Genomic DNA, 17106 nt, shown 5'->3' on the forward strand with positions numbered 1-17106 from the left:
TACCATTTGATCGTCACGCGCCATGCGCTTTTTTTCGACGTTGATCGCCAGCACGCTGGGCTCCTTGATTGCGCTGGGCGTGATCGTAATGTTCTTTTTCCTGCTCGTCTTCGCGCTTGCCGCGTCCACCGACCAGTCGCCGCGCGTACGCCCCGGATCCGTGCTCGTCATCGAACTGGGTGGATCGATTCCCGAGGTCGTTTCCGAGGACCCCATCGCCGTCGCGCTTTCCGGCGAACATGCCTACGACCTGCTCGACTTCAAGAGCGCCGTCAAGAAGGCCGGCGTCGACGAGCGGATCGACGCCATCTGGCTCAAGCTTTCGCCCATGAGCGCCTCGTGGGCCACCCTGGAAGAGGTCAGGACGTCGCTCAACGAATTCAAGAAAGCCGGCAAGCCGATCATCGCGTCGAGCGACGATCAGTACGTGAACGAAGTGACGTACTACGTGGGCAGCGTGGCGGATGAGCTGTATGCCTCTGCCGCGGCGCCGTTCGAGTTCAACGGGTTTTACATCGTGGCCGAGTTCTACAAGAACCTGCTCGACAAGCTCGAGATCGCTCCGCAGGTCACGCGCGCCGGCACCTATAAGAGCGCCGTCGAGCCCTTCCTGCGCACGAACCTGTCGGACGAAAACCGCGAACAGCTCACGCAGCTCTTGACCGACCAGCAGGACGTGTTCGTAGCCGCGGTTGCCGAAAGCCGGTCCATGGAGCCGGAAGAGGTGGTGCGCCTCATCGAGGGCGAGTCGATCCTGACCGCGACGGACGCCTACAACGCCGGCCTGCTGGACGACCTGCTCTTCCGCGACGAGGTGGAGACGGTGATCAAAAACCGCCTGAGCTACGACGCCGACGACGACCTCCGCCTGATCGGCCTGCACGCCTACGCGCGGGTGCCGGCCACGGAAGCCGGTCTGCCGCGCCCCTCGACCGAGGAAATCGCCATCGTCTACGCCGTCGGCACGATCATGACGGGCGAGAGCGGGTACAGCGCCAACCCGCTGTTCGGGGGAGAGACGGTCGGATCGGATACGTTCGTCGAAGCCATGCGCGCGGCGCACGAGTCCGACAACGTCAAGGCCATCGTGGTGCGCGTCAATTCTCCGGGCGGCTCCGTGGCGGCTTCGGACGCGATGTGGCGCGAGATTTCACGCGCAGCGGCCATCAAGCCGGTCGTCATCTCGATGGGCGACCTCGCCGCGTCCGGTGGATTCTGGATCGCCACCGCCGGCCATCATATCGTGGCCGATCCGCTGACCATCACCGGCTCGATCGGCGTCTTCGGGATGGCGTTCGACATGGGCGGGCTGTACGAAGACAAGCTGGGCATCTCGTTCGATGTCGTCCGCACCGGCCCCTATGCCGACATGTATTCGGGCGTCCGCTCCCTCTCGCCCGATGAGATGCGGCTGCTGGATAAATCGACGGAGGAGACTTACCAGAACTTCCTCGAACTGGTCGCCGCCAGCCGCAACATGACCGTGGAGGAAGTGGACAAGGTGGCGCAGGGCCGCGTATGGACGGGCAAGCAGGCGCTGGCCGTCGGCCTCGTCGACGAACTGGGGGGACTGGAGGTCGCCATACAGCGCGCGGCGGAACGCGCCGGCATCGAAGGCGACACCTACCGCACCCGCGTGCTGCCGCTGCCCAAAACGATGCTCGAGCAGATGACGGAGTCGCTCAACGGACGCATCGCCAGCGCCTGGCTCAACCGCAACACGACCGCCGCCGAGCGGGCGCTGATGCAACACCTCGACGTGATCCACACCCTGATGCAATTCCAGGGAACGGTCCAGGCCCGCCTCCCCTTCCGCCTGGTCGTACAGTGAGACTGAAGGTTTAAGGTTCAAGGTTCAAGGTTCAAGGGAAAGAGATCCTTGAACCTTGAACCTTGATCCTCGAACTTCAAACCTCAAACCCCTCACACCAGCACGTCGCCCGTCATCTCGGCGGGTATCGGTTCGCCGAGCAGGGTGAGGATGGTGGGCGCGATGTCGCCGAGTTTGCCGGCCTTGATCGGTCCGGTGAATCCATCCTTGATGATGAGGTGCGGCACGAGCGCGGTCGTGTGGGCCGTGTTCGGCGTGCCGTCAGCGTTGCGCATCTTGTCGGCGTTGCCGTGGTCGGCGATGATGTTGATGCTGTAGCCCTGCTCGATCGCCGCCTCGACGACGATCCGCGCGCAGGCATCCACCGTCTCCACCGCCTTGACGGCGGCTTCGAAGACCCCGGTGTGCCCGACCATGTCCGGATTCGCGAAGTTCAGAACCACCAGGTTATATGCGTTCTCGCGCATGGCGTTAGCGACCTGCTCTGCGAGGGGCTTCGCGCTCATTTCGGGCTGCAGGTCGTAGGTGGCGACCTTCGGCGACGGAACGAGGATGCGGTCTTCGCCGGCGAAGGGCTCCTCCCGGCCGCCGCTAAAGAAAAACGTGACGTGCGGGTACTTCTCCGTCTCCGCCGCACGCAGTTGCCGGCCTCCCCGCGCCGAGATGACCTCGCCCAGCGTCTGCGTCAGGTTGACCTTCGGGAACGCGATCGGCACATCGAACGAGGACTCGTAGGGCGCGAAAATGGTATAGTGAAGATCGAGCTTTTTCCCGCGATCGAAGCCGTCGAACCCGTCGGTGATAAACGCGTGGGTGATCTGGCGCGCGCGGTCCGCCCGGAAGTTATAGAAGATGACGGCATCGCCGGACTCGATCAGGCCGCCGCCGTGGGAGAAGCGTTCGATTTCCGGGTCGACGATGCGCCGCGGTTTCACGAACTCATCGGTCACATCCTCGTCGTAGCTCGCCTGGATGGCGGCGACCGGGTCGTCGAAGCGCTCGCCGGCGTCGCCTGTCAGCAGGTCGTAGGCGAGCTTGATCCGCTCCCACCGTTTGTCGCGATCCATCGCGTAGTACCGGCCCACGATGGATGCGATGCGCCCCACCCCGATCGTCTTCGCCTGCTCCTGGAAGAGCCGGATGTACTCGATGGCGCCGTGCGGGTCCGTGTCGCGCCCGTCCGTGAAGGCGTGGACGAGCACCTGGCCGGCTTCGAGCCCCTCGCGCCGCGCCAGTTCGAGCAGCGCGAAGAGGTGGTTGAGCGAGGAGTGGACGCCGCCGTCCGAAAAACAGCCGAGGAGATGGAGCTTGGTGCCGTTCTCCTTCGCGTGCCGCGCCGCGCGGACGAGTTCGGTATTCGAAAAAAACGCGCCTTCCCGGATGTCCTTGTCGATCCGCGTGATTTCCTGGTACACGACGCGGCCGGCGCCGAGGTTCATGTGGCCGACTTCCGAGTTGCCCATCTGCCCTTCGGGCAGGCCCACGGCCAGGCCGGAAGCTTCCAGGGTGCTGTGCGGATACGTGCGGAACAGCTCGTCGAGGAACGGTTTGCGGGCCTTGTCGATCGCGCTTACGGACGAATCGACGGCGATCCCGAATCCATCCAGGATAATGAGAATGTGGCGTTGCGTTGGTTTCATCAGCGGGTTGTCTATGGAAGACGCGGCAGGGAATAAAAATCCGGTTCGAGTTTAACGCCGAGTGCGGTCATCGCGCAAATCAGCATCTGGATCCTGCATCGCGCCAAAGATGCGGCCCTGTCTGAAGGGGTTTCAAACAGCGCCTAGTTCACACGAAAATCGGGCACTTTCCGGGTGGTCCGGCCCGTCCGGCATTCAAATACATTCATCGAGCCGCAGATCGGGCAGCTCATCTGCGTCGTCCCGTATCGGTCCGTCCGTTCGGCGGGGGCGTCGAAATAATGGCCGTTGGTCTTGCAGAAGTACTTCCCCCGACGCGCATCGAGCCCTTCCAGAGGCGCCGGCAATTTCTGCAGGCGCTCATAATACAGACAAACGTCCGTCAGCGGGCAGGTCGCGCAGCGGGGCGAGCGGGCGAGGCAGGTGTAACGGCCATGGAGGATCAGCAGATGATGGGCCTCCGACCAGTCCTTCCGGGCCAGCAGCTGCTTCAACTGTCGTTCCACATGCAGGGGTGTCGGCGCTTTCGCCGTCAGGCCGATGCGGTTGGCGACGCGAAACACGTGGGTGTCCACCGGCAGCGCGGCCACTTCGAAGGCGACGGACGCGACGACCTGCGCCGTTTTCCGCCCCACGCCGGGCAGAGTCACGAGCGCGTCCACCGCATCGGGCACCTTGCCGTCGAACACCTCGAGCACCTTGCGGGCCATGCCCACGAGATGCTTCGCCTTGTTGTTGGGGTAGGATACGGAGCGAATGTACGGAAAAACGTCTTCCGGCGTCGCCCGTGCGAGAGCCTGCACATCCGGGAAGGCCTCGAACAGCGCCGGCGTGACCTTGTTCACCCGCTCGTCCGTGCATTGCGCGGAGAGAATCACCGCCACGATGAGTTCGTACTCGTCGCGGTAGTGGAGTTCGGTTTCGGGCCGGGGGATCGCCAGCCTGAGGGCGGTCAGGGTCGCGCGCGCGCGTTCGCTCCGGGTCACTCGAAAAACGGGGTTGGAATGCAGAAAGAGGGCGAGATCCACGATTCGGATCGACGCCGGGGCTGAAATTAGTGAATCGATCCGAAACCTAATCCGAATTTTGTTCTTAGATTCACCGGCCTTCTCGCCCTGCTACATCCCTTATGTCTCATCGATTCAGCCCGCTGCCCGTCTTTCTGCTCGTATGCTGGGTGGGGCTTGCCGGCGCCCCGACGAGTCAGGCCCAGCGGCTGACTCCGCTCTCTCCCCAGGCCAGGCTGTCGCTGGTCACCGTCCTGCCCGGCGAAGCCGCCTACGAGCTGTTCGGGCACAGCGCGATCCGCCTGCAGGACCCCGTGCGCGGCATCGATGCCCTGTTCAACTATGGGACTTTCCAGTTCGACGCCCTCTTCCTGCCGAAATTCGTGTACGGCGAGCTGGACTACCTCCTCTGGGTGAGCGCGTATCAACGGGAATTGCCGCACTACCGGGAGCGGGGCCGCTCCGTCATCGAGCAGGAATTGCGCGTCACGCCGGCGCAGCGCGACGCCATCGTGCAGTTCCTCGAGATCAACGCGCAGCCGGAAAACCGCACCTACCGGTATCAATTCCTGGCAGACAACTGCTCGACGCGCATCCGGGACGTGCTCGAGCGCACGCTGGACGGGAATGTCCGTTTCAGCGACGCATACGAAAACCCCGGGACCTACCGCGCCCTGCTCGATCGCTATGTCGATCACCTGCCCTTTCTCAAGCTCGGATTTTACCTCGTCCTCGGCGAACCCGCCGACCGGCCGGCCGATGCCCGGGCCTCCATGTTTCTGCCGATCAATCTGATGGAGGCCTTCGATACCGCCGAAATCAGGTCGGACAGCGCCTGGATGCCCCTCGTGGTGCGGACCGACACGACGTACTGGAATCCCCGGGCCGACGCGCTCCGGTCGGGTTACCCGGTCTGGCCGCTGACGTGGTTGGTGCTCGGTCTCGGCGCGTGGCTGACGTGGAAGCGCCGCGATGCCTCCGACGGCGTGGTGCCTTATTTCGACCGGATCCTGTTCGGCGTGGTGGGGTTGGCCGGCGCGCTCATGTTTTTCCTCTGGTTCATCGCCCTGCACGACGTGACCAACCAGAACTGGAACTTGCTGTGGGCCTGGCCGACGCACCTCGTCGCGGCCGGCCTCATGAGACGGCGCCCCGAGGGGCTTCGGTACTACTGGATGGCGACGGCCTGCGTGAGCGCGATCGCGCTGCTGGGATGGCCGTTGTGGCCCCAGGCGCTGCATCCGGCCGTGATACCGGTGGTCCTGCTGCTCGTGCTGCGGAGCGGGTGGCTCGTCTGGAGCACCCGGCGCCGGTAGCGGATCCTAGAGGTCGTCGAGCTTGAAATCGAAGAAGAGCGTGTGCCAGACCTTGACCGGCTTGCCGCCGACGCGTCCGGGTTCGAAGCGCGCGCCGCGGAGGACGCGCAGCACCTCCTGGTCGAGGCCGTAGCCGAGGCCGTTCATGATCTCCGGTTTCTGCATGTTGCCGGCTTCGTCGACGATCATGCGGACGGTGACGCGTCCTTCGATCCCCGCCTCGCGGGCGAAGGCCGGGTACCGGATGCGCGACTGGAGCGCCTGCTTGCCGCCGATCAGTTCGGGGGCTTCTTCCGAGAAGTTGTAGATGCCGTTCGCATCGATCATGCCCTCGGGGAGCTGCTGTTCGAGCCGGCGGAGCGCCTCGATATTCGCGCTCGTCTCCCTGACGCGGTTGGTGGCGTATTCGTCGTTCGCCTTCGCGCTCAGCGCCGCCTGGTAACTCGCCATGGCGCCCTCGAAGTCGCCCTGCTCGAAGAGCACGTCGCCGCGCGCCCGGAAGCTCATGTACTCCTCCTCGCGTCGCTGCGCCTGGTTGAGCTGCAGATCCACCTCGAAGAGCCCCGACTTCGCCTCGTAATCGTCCGGCTTCGCCTGGAGCGCCAGCTCGAATTCGCGTTTCGCCTCGACGAGCCGGTTTTCGGCGCGGAGGGCCTTGCCGGCGTCCATATGCTGCTTGTACTGCGCGTCGCGCGATGAATCGGCGAGCTTCCGCTCGATCTGCCGCAGCATCGACGTGGCGTATTCGTCGTCTTTCCGGTACTCCAGGGCTTCGATGAACTTGCGCTGGGCGTCCCGGAAGTTGCGGGCGTCGAACGCGGAGTCGCCCTGCGACCGGTAGAGCTGGTAGAACTGCTCGTTGCGGATAAGGTCGTTATTGACCGTGGGCCGCGGCACCGGCGGCGCCGGCAGGGCCTGCGCCTCTGTCCGGCCCGGCAACTGGCGCTGGAACGTCGCGGAGAGCCGCGCATTGGCCAGCGAGTCGTTCGGGCGATATTCGAGCACGCGGCGGTAGAAGCGGCGGGCGTCGGTATAGAGCGGACGCGCGCGCACCGAGTCCCCCTGGAGCACCAGCCCGTCGGCGGCGCGCAGGATGGAATCCGCATCGGCGATGATCGAGAGGTAATCCTTTTCCGTCAGCGTCGAGGCCACCTGTTGCTCGAGGCGGGTGTTGACGACCGCGATGCGATCCTGGGCTTCGTTGCCGTCCGGCTTGAAGCTCTGGGCGACGCGATAATGTTCGAGGGCCTTCACGTAGTAGGTGCGGGCCTGCTCGGCCGAGGCGACCTCCTCGACATCCTGCGCGAGCTTGAACAGCGAGTCCCCTTCCGCCATGCGGGCCGCGTACGCCTCGTTGTCGATCGAGAACGCCGCCGGCTCCGTCTGGCTCTGACGGATCAGGATCATGACCAGGAGCGCGACGACCGAAATACCGATCACGGCGAATACGGCGACCTGCCAGATCCGACGCGGCGACTGGTAGATGGCCTTCCGCGCGCGCACGGTTTCATCGAGCGTGGCGGGAATCTGGATATCCTCGGGGTCGCCGAACGAAAAGAGCGGAGGCTCTTCGGGCGGCGGAGCGACCGGCGTGGAGGGCTGGCGCAGCGTGAGCCCGTGTTGCGGGATCAGCGCCGGCGAGGCCGGCCCGTCGCCGCTCAATGCGCGCGAGGCCTCCTCGATATCCTCCAACTCCAGGTGCAGCGTCTCTTCCTCGTCTTCCGCATCCTCGGTATCCGGATCGAAGTCCTCCACCGGCTGACCGAAAGGAGACACCTTCGCGCTCGGGCTGCCGGCATCCTTGATCGATGTCGCGGGTCCCTGTCCGGCGCCGAAGATCGCATGGGCGTAGGCCGCGCTGTCTTCGCGGTCGCCGGCGACGAGCCGGTTCTTCGGCACAAAAAGCGGGGTGTGCTTGACCGGTTCCTCATCTTCCGCTTCCGGCAGCGCGGCGATACGCGTCGGCTCGGGTTCGCTGACGGGCTCCGGCTCGGGAGCGACCGGTTCGGCCGGCTCCGTGCCGCGCATCAGCAGGTCGCGGAACGCGTCGATGGTCTGCGGTCGACGGGTGCCGTCGAGGATGAGGCCTTTGGCCAGCGCCTCGCGCACGGAGGAGGTGAGGCGCGACTGGCCGGCGAGCAGCTCGGCCAGCGTATCCTGCTCCATCCGGTCGAGGGCCGGCGGCACGTGCTGTCCGGTCAGGATATAATACAGCGTCGCGGCGCAGCCGTAGACATCGGTCCACGGCCCCTGTTTCCCGCCCGGGACGTACTGTTCGGGCGGCGCGAAGCCCGGTTTCAGGTATTCGTCGAAGATCCGGGAGCGCTGGGCCAGCAGGATGTGCGTCGTGTGGAACGAGAGCAGCATCGGCCGGCCGTTTTTGGCCAGGAAGATCTCCGAGGGCGTGATGCCGCCGTGGATGAGCCCGTGTTTATGCCCGGCGCGCACGCCGTCGAGCAACGGCATGATGAGCGTGATAGCGGAGCGCACGGGAATGCGGCCGCCCTGATGGCGGACCACATCGGCGAGCGTGGCGCCTTCGTGGTAGTCGCTGACGCGATAGGCCGTGCCGTTTTCGCGGAAGAAAGCGCGCTCCCGAACCACGTTCGGATGCTCGATGCGGCTCAGTACGGCCGCTTCCTTCAGATAGCGTTCGAGGCCGTACTGGAAAAACGTACGGTCTTTTTCAGAGCGGGGCTGAACGTTGAGCTGTTCGGCTTCGCGGGTGACGAACCGCGCGGGGTAATATTCGCGAACAACGACCTGTTCTTCGTTACGCAGATCCCAGGCCAGGTACGTAACGTCGACCGGCCCCACTCCTCCCAGCACGTTGCGAACAGCATACTGCTCGTTTAATACCGTGAGACGTGGCAACACCATGGCAATGGTTCCGAGCTTCTAAATTGGATCGGGCGAGATTGGGCGATTGGAAGCGAAATCGGCGCTTCAGATGCGTGACCAACGCATCCTCATAGTAAGAAGCATCACCGGTAAAGATCCAGCCGCCGGGGAATTAGCCGGGCCGGCGATGTGCGCTTCCCTGCTAGCTCACGTCGGGACCTGACTTTTGTTCTCGTATTCAAACGGTTCGCATCCCCCTCCCCCCATGCCAGACGCCATGCGGACCGAAACAGGGTCGCTCCGCGCGCTGCCGAAATGCACCGCAATCTACGGGCCAATCGTTCCGGGCCGCGCTAACCCCGGGATGTCATCGGCAAGTCGTTACGGTGTGCAGCGAAGAAAGAAAGCCGGAGATCGATCGGGCGCCGGAAACGATGCCGAGTCCGCGGTACCCGGCGAGGAGCGCCCTCCGTAACGCGAAAAAGCCGCAAGCTCTATCGCAGAGCTTGCGGCTTTTCCTGTGTAGCGCGTACGGGATTCGAACCCGTGTTACCGGCGTGAAAGGCCAGCGTCCTAGACCCCTAGACGAACGCGCCGCGTCTACACACAATCAATAATAGGGTACTCTCAAGGGTGACCGAGGGGATTTGAACCCCCGACCTCCAGGGCCACAACCTGGCGCTCTAACCAACTGAGCTACGGCCACCGTGGACATAGACCGCGAAAGTAGCACTTATACCGGCTTCGCACAAGGTCGATCCGGCGTCGGTCGATGAAGAATCTATGCAAGGCAGGGGGCATCGCTACCGGATGATCGCCACCTTGCCGACGGCGGCTTTTTCACCATTCGTCCCGACGGCGATGATCAGGTACATCCCCGAAGGCACGTCCCGGCCGGCCCGGTCGCGGCCATCCCATTGCGCTCTTCCGCCGCGCGCCTCGATCTCCTGGATCAGCTGCCCGTCGACGGTGAGGATCCGAATGTCGGTCTCCTCGACGAGCCCTTCCATGAAAATCGTCGGCGACGAGGCCTCGGAAAATCGCGCAGGGTTGGGGTAAACCACAAGGTCCTGGCTCTGTTCCGCGGGCGCGATGGCGTCCGATCGGAAGCTGAGCAGGCCGGCGTCGGTGCCGATATATACGTCGCCGGTGCGCTCATCGACGGCCACCGAAACGATGACGTCGGAGAACAGCGGGGAGTTTTCCGTGGTGTAGTGGGCGAGCTCCTGAAAGCCGAGGCCGGCCTCCTCGATCAGCCACACGCCCTCGTCCGTCGCGACCCACAACCGGTTCGCGGGGTCGACGGCCAGGTCGTTCACCTTCAGGCCGAACAGCAGAAACTGGCTCTCCCCTTCCTTCCGGTCCGCGCGGATCGGCCAGATCGGCGTCGTGTTCGGGTCGCGGGCGACGATGCCGGTGTTGACCACGTATGCGAGCCCCTCGTCCGTCCCGATCCACACGAGGCCATCGCGATCCTCCACGATGGCGTTCACCCCGATGCTGGGCAACCCCTGGCCGCTCCCCCCCTCTTCGGAGATAAAGATGAAGGCATCGTCGGTGGGGTCGGCCGGCGTGCTGCCTGTCTCCACCACCACCAGCCCCACGCTGACGCGGAGGTTGCGGCGGTCGATCGCCACGATCCACTTTTGCCCGTACGAGTCGATAAAAAGACGCCCCAGCGTCTGACCGCTCCCGATGGGCGAAGGCAGCGACGTCCAGCCGGCGCCGGGCTGCCAGACGCTGATCGGCCGCGCCGCGTCGACGTTCGTCACCCAGACCGTCCCGTCCGCCTGGCTGTCGATGCCGCCGATGATGATGAACGTCTCGTCGCTGACCGACTCGGAGCGGCGGAGGCTGGAATTCGACTGGTCGTGCACGATGATCTCATCGTCGGGCGTGACTTCGAGCAGGGCGCCGCCGAACGAGCCGACCCACGTATGGCCTCGGGAGTCGACATCGATCGCCCGGAACTCGGTCCGCCGGCCGACCAGTTCGTCGTAAAAGCGCGAGGTGTAGCTCGTCCACGCCCCGTCGGGGCCGAGTTTGTAGAACCCTACGTTGGTGCCGCGCACGCCGCCGAGCCAGAGGGTGCCGTCGGCGGCAAAGGTGAGATCCGAGAACTGCCCGTCGTACGGGCCTTCGGGATAGATGTCGATGCCCAGAACGGAGAGGTCGGAGACGCCCGTGGCGATCGGCTCGACGGCGGCGAGGCCGGCGGCATCGTCGCCCACCCACATCAGGCCTTGCGGGCCTTCGATCACGGCGTTCATGGCCTGAAGCTCCAGATCGAATCCGGATTGCGGCGCCCCGCCGGCATCGACGGCGATCAACGAGAACAGGGACACGCCAACCAGGCGGTCCTGCACCTGCCGGAGCCGACGGATCGGGGCGCTCGTGCTGGCGATCGCCGAATAGACGCCCGCCCCATCGCGCCGGTAGAGGGCGTCCTCGCCGCCGGCATAGAGCGCGCCCTCGAAGAGCGCGACGGCCGTGAGTTCGCCCGAGCCGGAGATGGTTTCCACGCTCCAGCTGCCCGGATCTTTGGGGTTCGGCGTGGAGAGCGGCGTGCTGGCGACTCCTTCGCGCGTGGCCAGCCAGAATGCCGGCGCCTGGCCCTCGAGCGCCCCGACAGCCACGTCATACACCGGCACGCCGGGCGTGAAGGAGCCGAGCTGATTGTAGGTGTCGCGCACCTCGCCCTTGAGCGGGTCGAACACGACGAGCCCGAAATCCGTCGCCACGAGCAGCGAGTCGCCCTGTTCGTGGAGGCGGCGGATCGTGCGGGACGCGAACTGGCCGGCGCGTTCGATGTCGCGGAACGAGCGCACGACGCCCGTTTCGACATCCAGCCGATCCAGTACCCCATCCTGATAGCCGATCCAGACGCACGCGCAGCCTTCGCTGTAGAGGATGGCGCGTGTCAGCACGCTGTGCAGCCCCTCGGCCGGCGTGAAGCGGCGCAGCTCCTGCGAGGCCGGCGCGTAGCTGAAGACGCCGCCCGACGTCGCCACCCAGATTGCGTTGTTCGAGGCGGAGAGATCGACCACCTGCCGGAAGGACGTGTGTGCCTCCCACTCGCCGATCTGCGCGCGGCTCGTGGACGGCACGGACAGCACGACGAGCAGGCCCAGACAGGCTATGTAGCGCCGCGCGTTCATCCGCATTTTTTGAGGACGTTGACCATCTCGATGGCCGAAACGGCGGCTTCCGCGCCTTTGTTGCCGGCTTTCGTGCCGGCGCGCTCGATGGCCTGCTCGATGGTTTCCGTGGTGATCACGCCAAAGAGCACGGGGATGTCGGCGTCGAGTGCGGTGCGCGCCACGCCGGCCGCGGCCTGGCCGGCCACGAAGTCGTAGTGCGAGGTCGCGCCGCGGATGACGGCGCCGAGGCAGATCACGGCGTCGAAGCGCCCGGTGGCGGCGAGCCGTTTGATGAGCAGCGGCGCCTCGAAGGCGCCCGGGCACCAGGCGACGGTGACGGCGTCCATGTCGGCTCCATGCCGACGCAGGGCGTCGAGCGCGCCATCCAGCAGCTTCTCGGTGATAAACGAATTGAACCGGCTGACCACGATCGCAAAGCGAGCGCCGCCGGCCGTCATCTCTCCTTCCAGAACGGTTGGCATGTCGACGTGTTGAGGACTACGATAGGATTCAGGAAATACAGGCGGCGCGGGCCCGTTCGAGCGCTTCGGGCGAGGTGCCCAGGCGTCCGAGGCGGCGGTCGTCCGCCGGCTTGTGCCCGTGAAAATCGGAGCCGCCGGTCTCGACAAGGCCGAGCGTCCGCGCCAGCCGGCGGTAATACTCGATGAGGCTTGTATCGTGCGAAGGATGAATCGTTTCCACGCCGTCGAGCCCGTCGTTTTTGAGCGCGCGGATTTCGCGGTCCGACGTCCAGTGCCCGGGATGGGCCAGCACGCCGATGCCGCCGGCCCGATGCAGCGCCTCGAGGGCGTCGCGCGCCGGCGGGCAGGCGATCGGCACATAGGCCGGGCCGGCGTCGTGCAGGTAGCGGGAGAAGGCCTCTTCGGGGGAGCCGGCGAGGCGGTTGCGCACCATCGCGCGCGCGATGTGCGGGCGGCCGACGATGCCTTCGCCGGCGATCTCCACCACATCCTCCAGCGCGAGCTCCAGCCCGCGCTGCCGCAACCGATCCACGATGGCGGAGGCGCGATCCATCCGCAGCGTGGTGTATCCGCCCAGAAAATCGCGCAGGGCGGCGTCGTTCGGATCGAAGAAGTACCCGAGCAGATGCACGACGCGCCGCTCGATCCGCACGCTGAGTTCGACCCCGGGAAACACCTCGATGCCGTGCTCCACGCCGGCGGCGCGGGCCGCCTCGTAACCCTGGACCGTGTCGTGATCCGTCAGCGCCAGGCCGGCGAGCCCCCGCTTCCGGGCGCGCTCCACCAGGTCGGCCGGCGCCAGCGCGCCATCCGAGCAGGTACTGTGCGTATGGAGGTCGACGAGCGGGCGAAGCGGCATGGCATACAGGGCACGACGGTCAGGGCGTGGCGAGGGGGTAGAACCAACGTCCTCCCAATTGGTTTTGAAGGATGCGTGCGGCGCGACGTAACCGAACGACCCTCCGGTCCGTCTTGCACGCAGACGACCCGACCCGCTAACCCCAGATCCTCCCGGAAACCACCCATGGAACGAATGTGGAGTCCCTGGCGCTCGGTCCATATCGAACGCGCCGACGACACGAATGGGACCGAAAAGGGATCCCTCTTCGCCCGGCTGGCGGGCGAGCAGAACGACGAAAAAAATTACATCGTGTGGCGGGGCGTCAATGTTTTCGTCATAATGAACCTCTATCCTTATAACAACGGCCATTTGCTCATCGTCCCCTACCGCGCCGTGGACGCCTACGAAGAACTTTCGACGGACGAACAAATTGAAATGGCCGTTACGCTCGACAAATGCATCCGGTGGCTCCGTGCGGCGCTTTCCCCCGAGGGGTTCAACGTGGGCATGAACCTGGGCAAGGCGGCGGGAGCCGGCATTCCGGATCATTTACATATGCATGTGGTACCGCGCTGGCGAGGGGATACGAACTTCATGCCCACGATCGGTGAAGTCAAAGTGGTCCCGGAAGCGCTCGAAACCACATACCGCAAACTCGTGGCCGTCATTGAGGCCGGCGAGCCCAAACCACCTACGCCGCGATAATGCGCCGTTCCTGTTGTACATATCGGGTCGCAGCAGACTATTTCGATTGCCACGCAGAATAGACCATGTCTGAGACGAACATCGTTCCCCCCGATCACGACCCGGATGGCCCGGCACACGCCGAAGCGCACGTCCCTTCGTCTTCGAGGATTTCGCTGCGCAACGTACTCTGGCCGCTCCTGCTCAGTCTGGTGATGTTGCTGTTGATCGGCTATTTCACCTTCGACGCCGGCTCGTTCCGCGCCATGCTCTCCACGATCAACCCGACCTTCCTGGTCGCCGCGATCGTCACCGTCGCGCTGCGCGTCCTGTTTGGCGCCCTCCGCTTCCAGCACGCCGCCCGGGGCGCGCTCAGCTTCATGCAGAGCCTGCGCGGGCAGCTTTCGTGGGATTTCTTCTCGAACGTGACCCCCGCGGCGCTGGGGGGCGGCCCTTTCGCCGCCGTCTACATGGCCCGCGACTCCCAGAACAAGGTGGGCGAAACCACGGCGCTCGTCCTCTACACCATGCTGCTGGATCAGCTCTGGTCCGCCATCCTGATCCCGATCATCCTGCTGTCGACCCTGTACGTGGTGGTCATCCCGCCGTCGGTCGGCTCGGTGGGGATGCTCGCGTTCATCGGCTATTTTATCGTGATGATGACCTGGGTGAGCCTCTTCGGCTACGCCACGCTCTTCCGGCCCGAGCTGATCCAGCGCCTGAGCGACCGGATTTTCCGGCTCAAGTTTCTCCGGCGGTTCAGGCCGCACGTGGCCCGGGAGATGAAGCAGATGGGGGAATGCGCCCGCATCATCCGCTCCCAGCCGCCGAGCTTCTTCGCCTACAGCTTCATGCTCACCGCCGGCACCTGGATCCCGCGCTACCTGCTCCCGGTGTGCATCGTGATGAGCGTCTTTCCGGACCTCGACAGCCTGCTTTTCCTGATCCGCGGCATCACCATGATGGTGAGCGCCATGATCATCCCGACGCCGGGCGGAGCCGGCGGCATCGAGGGCCTCTATGCCCTCTTCATGGGCCCGCTGATGCCCAAGGCGCTCGTCGCGCCCACGCTGTTCATGTGGCGCTTCCTGGGCTACTACATCTTCCTGGGCCTCGGGGCCTTCCTCTTCAAGAAGAAACACGCGACGCCCCGTCCGCTCGATCCGCCGGCCGTGCCGGAGGGCCCCAGCCGGCGCACCGACCTGGCCACCCCGCTCTCGCATGAACCGGAGTTCGCCGACAGCCAGGAGCAATCCTGACCGGCGCGCCGCTTCCCGCCATGTCCCTCGCCTTCGCCCGCCAGCGCGAGCAGATCGACGCCTACGACTTCCGCGCGATCCACGACCATCTGCGTTTCGGCACCGCGTCCGACCGCTACGCCGGCTGGATCGGGCAGATCTACCCCGAGTCGTACGCCGGCCGGCTGAGTTCCAGGCCGCGCCAGCTGGATGGGCAGCGCTTCACCGAACGCACCCTGCCCGTCGAGTCCGTGGCCGACTATTTCCAGCATTTCGAGGTGCTCGAGCTGGATTTCACGTTTTACCGGCCCCTGCGCGACCCCGACGGCAGCCCCTCCAACAACTACTTCGTGCTCCAGCAGTACGCCGAGCACGCCCCCGACAGCGCCGGCTTCTTCCTGAAGGCCCCGCAGCTCTACGCCGCGCGGACGATCCGCGGCCAACAGGGTGGGGCTGCGACGTACACAGCGAACGCGCATTTTCTGGACGCCGGCGATTTCCAGCGGCGCTTTCTGGAACCCGCCGTCGAGATCCTGGGTAATCGGCTCCTCGGCATCCTGTTCGAACAAGAATACCAGCGGGTGTCTGAAAGCCCGTCTCCAGAAGAGAACATTGCAGATCTCGACGGATTCTTTTCGAAACTGCCCTCCGATGTCCAGGTACACCTCGAATTGCGCTCCGCGCATCTCCTTTCGGAATCGTACTTTGCCTGGCTGGCGTCGCGGGGGTTGGGATTTGTCTTCAGTCACTGGACGTGGCTGCCCCCGATTCGCGAACAGTGGCGCCTGTGCGGCGGGCAGTTCACGGCCCGGGACGGGCAGATCGTCACGCGGTTGCTGACGCCGCTCGGCATGCCGTACGCGAAGGCCTACGCGCAGGCGCACCCTTTCGACAAACCGCTTCCGACCATTACCGACAGCGAGGCCGGCAAGGCGATGGTGCTCGACGTCACCGCGCTCGCGTACCAGGCCTTCGGCTCCAATCGACTGCTGAACGTCATCGTCAACAACAGAGCCTGGGGCAACGCGCCGGCACTCGCCCAGGCCATTGCACATCGCGTGATCGACGAGGAAGCCCGACGATCCGGGTGATTCGCCGCGCACATCAGACGCTTTTTTCACGCATCATGCCCATCATTCGAACCCTGAACCTGACACGCTACTTCGGCGAAAAAGCCGCGGTGCGCGATCTTTCGATCGAGATCCGGCGGGGGGAGATTTTCGGGCTGCTCGGGCACAACGGCGCCGGCAAGACGACCACCATCCGCCTGCTCACGGGGATTCTGCGGCCCAGCAGCGGCGAGGTGCAGGTGCTGGGCCTGACGCCCCCGGAGGATGGCCCGGCGATACGCCAGCGGACCGGCGTCCTCCCCGAATCGCACGCGCTGGACGAGCGCATGACGCCGTACGACACCCTGCGCCTCCACGGCCTGACCTTCGGCTGGAAATCGGCGCGCATCCCCGCGCGCATCGCGGAGGTGCTCGACGCCTTCGACCTCGTCCCGCAAACACACCAGCGCATCCGCCGGCTCAGCAAGGGCATGAAACAGCGCCTCGCCCTGGCGCGCACGCTGTTTCATCATCCCGAACTCATCTTCCTGGACGAGCCGACGTCGGCGCTCGATCCGGTGGCGCGCATGGCCGTGCATACGTTCCTGAAGCGGATGGTCGAGTCCGAAGGCGCCACGGCTGTCGTCTGCACCCACAACCTGAACGAGGCGCAGACGCTGTGCGACCGGGTGGGCGTGCTGGAGAAGGGTCGCCTCATCGCCATCGGAAAGCCGGACGAGCTGATCGCCGGCCTCAACAGCCAGGCGACGCGCGCCGATCACCCCGTGCTCGTGGAAGTCGCCCCGGAAGACATGGACCGCGCCTGCCGCGCCCTCACGGAGACGAACGGGCTGCTGCATGTCGAAAAAAACAGCCACAGCCTCCGCGTCCATGGCGTCGGACGCACCGCGGTGCCGGACGTCGTCGACTGCCTCGTCCAGCATCACATCCGCATCTTCGCCGTAAACGTCCCCCCGCTCACGCTGACAGACGTCTACATGGCGCTGCACGCATCGGACAACGCATCTACCTGACAC

Annotated in this window: 12 protein-coding genes and 2 tRNA genes; 6 read left to right on the forward strand and 8 right to left on the reverse strand. The window is 65.1% G+C overall.

The genetic code is table 11. The features are described from left to right. Window positions 1-22: 22 nt before the first annotated feature. Complete coding sequence (gene sppA, locus R2834_04485) at window positions 23-1831, forward strand: signal peptide peptidase SppA (protein MEZ4699566.1); 1809 nt, start codon at window positions 23-25, stop codon at window positions 1829-1831. A 92-nt stretch (window positions 1832-1923) separates the two neighbouring features. Here sppA and gpmI read toward each other — a convergent pair whose 3' ends face one another. Further along, entirely contained in the window at window positions 1924-3471 is a 1548-nt protein-coding gene (gpmI, locus tag R2834_04490) for a 2,3-bisphosphoglycerate-independent phosphoglycerate mutase (GenBank protein MEZ4699567.1), read from the reverse strand. A gap of 143 nt (window positions 3472-3614) precedes the next feature. Next, on the reverse strand, window positions 3615-4499 hold the full coding sequence (gene nth, locus R2834_04495; GenBank protein ID MEZ4699568.1) for an endonuclease III: 885 nt from the start codon (window positions 4497-4499) through the stop codon (window positions 3615-3617). 101 nt (window positions 4500-4600) lie between these two features. Here nth and R2834_04500 point away from each other — a divergent pair, with 101 nt between their 5' ends. Beyond that, window positions 4601-5794, forward strand: coding sequence for a DUF4105 domain-containing protein (locus tag R2834_04500; protein MEZ4699569.1), 1194 nt, complete (start codon window positions 4601-4603; stop codon window positions 5792-5794). A 6-nt stretch (window positions 5795-5800) separates the two neighbouring features. Here the strand turns inward: R2834_04500 and R2834_04505 are convergent, their stop codons facing one another. The 6 genes from R2834_04505 to R2834_04530 form a co-directional block, all read right to left on the reverse strand. Further along, window positions 5801-8674: a TonB family protein gene (locus R2834_04505; GenBank protein MEZ4699570.1), complete on the reverse strand. Its 2874-nt coding sequence runs from the start codon at window positions 8672-8674 to the stop codon at window positions 5801-5803. Between the two features lie 484 nt (window positions 8675-9158). Continuing rightward, window positions 9159-9231 (reverse strand) — tRNA-Glu (locus R2834_04510). A 36-nt stretch (window positions 9232-9267) separates the two neighbouring features. Beyond that, window positions 9268-9341, reverse strand: a tRNA-His gene (locus R2834_04515). A gap of 97 nt (window positions 9342-9438) precedes the next feature. Continuing rightward, a complete protein-coding gene (locus R2834_04520; GenBank protein ID MEZ4699571.1) occupies window positions 9439-11799 on the reverse strand; it encodes a two-component regulator propeller domain-containing protein in 2361 nt (786 codons plus the stop codon). Next, window positions 11790-12257: a 6,7-dimethyl-8-ribityllumazine synthase gene (gene ribE / locus R2834_04525; GenBank protein MEZ4699572.1), complete on the reverse strand. Its 468-nt coding sequence runs from the start codon at window positions 12255-12257 to the stop codon at window positions 11790-11792. Before ribE ends, R2834_04520 begins: the two co-directional genes overlap by 10 nt. A gap of 28 nt (window positions 12258-12285) precedes the next feature. Then, window positions 12286-13116, reverse strand: a complete 831-nt coding sequence (locus R2834_04530; GenBank protein MEZ4699573.1) for a PHP domain-containing protein — start codon at window positions 13114-13116, stop codon at window positions 12286-12288. A gap of 165 nt (window positions 13117-13281) precedes the next feature. Here R2834_04530 and R2834_04535 point away from each other — a divergent pair, with 165 nt between their 5' ends. The 4 genes from R2834_04535 (at window position 13282) to R2834_04550 (ending at window position 17103) form a co-directional block, all read left to right on the forward strand. Continuing rightward, window positions 13282-13803, forward strand: a complete 522-nt coding sequence (locus R2834_04535; protein ID MEZ4699574.1) for an HIT domain-containing protein — start codon at window positions 13282-13284, stop codon at window positions 13801-13803. A gap of 65 nt (window positions 13804-13868) precedes the next feature. After that, window positions 13869-15041, forward strand: a complete 1173-nt coding sequence (locus R2834_04540) for a lysylphosphatidylglycerol synthase transmembrane domain-containing protein (protein MEZ4699575.1) — start codon at window positions 13869-13871, stop codon at window positions 15039-15041. Between the two features lie 20 nt (window positions 15042-15061). Next, window positions 15062-16111, forward strand: a complete 1050-nt coding sequence (locus R2834_04545; protein ID MEZ4699576.1) for a DUF72 domain-containing protein — start codon at window positions 15062-15064, stop codon at window positions 16109-16111. Between the two features lie 35 nt (window positions 16112-16146). Continuing rightward, window positions 16147-17103 carry an ABC transporter ATP-binding protein gene (locus tag R2834_04550; protein ID MEZ4699577.1) on the forward strand — a complete coding sequence of 319 codons (957 nt, stop codon included), beginning with the start codon at window positions 16147-16149 and terminating at the stop codon, window positions 17101-17103. Window positions 17104-17106 lie beyond the last annotated feature (3 nt).

The organism is Rhodothermales bacterium, assembly GCA_041391505.1.
Classification (GTDB): Bacteria; Bacteroidota; Rhodothermia; order Rhodothermales; family JAHQVL01; genus JAWKNW01.

Coding starts and splice junctions, on each gene's coding strand:
- R2834_04520 (MEZ4699571.1), bottom strand. CDS start 11,799: ATGCGGATGAACGCGCGGCGCTACATAGCCTGTCTGGGCCTGCTCGTC.
- R2834_04550 (MEZ4699577.1), top strand. CDS start 16,147: ATGCCCATCATTCGAACCCTGAACCTGACACGCTACTTCGGCGAAAAA.
- R2834_04500 (MEZ4699569.1), top strand. CDS start 4,601: ATGTCTCATCGATTCAGCCCGCTGCCCGTCTTTCTGCTCGTATGCTGG.
- R2834_04545 (MEZ4699576.1), top strand. CDS start 15,062: ATGTCCCTCGCCTTCGCCCGCCAGCGCGAGCAGATCGACGCCTACGAC.
- R2834_04540 (MEZ4699575.1), top strand. CDS start 13,869: ATGTCTGAGACGAACATCGTTCCCCCCGATCACGACCCGGATGGCCCG.
- ribE (MEZ4699572.1), bottom strand. CDS start 12,257: ATGCCAACCGTTCTGGAAGGAGAGATGACGGCCGGCGGCGCTCGCTTT.
- R2834_04530 (MEZ4699573.1), bottom strand. CDS start 13,116: ATGCCGCTTCGCCCGCTCGTCGACCTCCATACGCACAGTACCTGCTCG.
- sppA (MEZ4699566.1), top strand. CDS start 23: ATGCGCTTTTTTTCGACGTTGATCGCCAGCACGCTGGGCTCCTTGATT.
- R2834_04505 (MEZ4699570.1), bottom strand. CDS start 8,674: ATGGTGTTGCCACGTCTCACGGTATTAAACGAGCAGTATGCTGTTCGC.
- gpmI (MEZ4699567.1), bottom strand. CDS start 3,471: ATGAAACCAACGCAACGCCACATTCTCATTATCCTGGATGGATTCGGG.
- R2834_04535 (MEZ4699574.1), top strand. CDS start 13,282: ATGGAACGAATGTGGAGTCCCTGGCGCTCGGTCCATATCGAACGCGCC.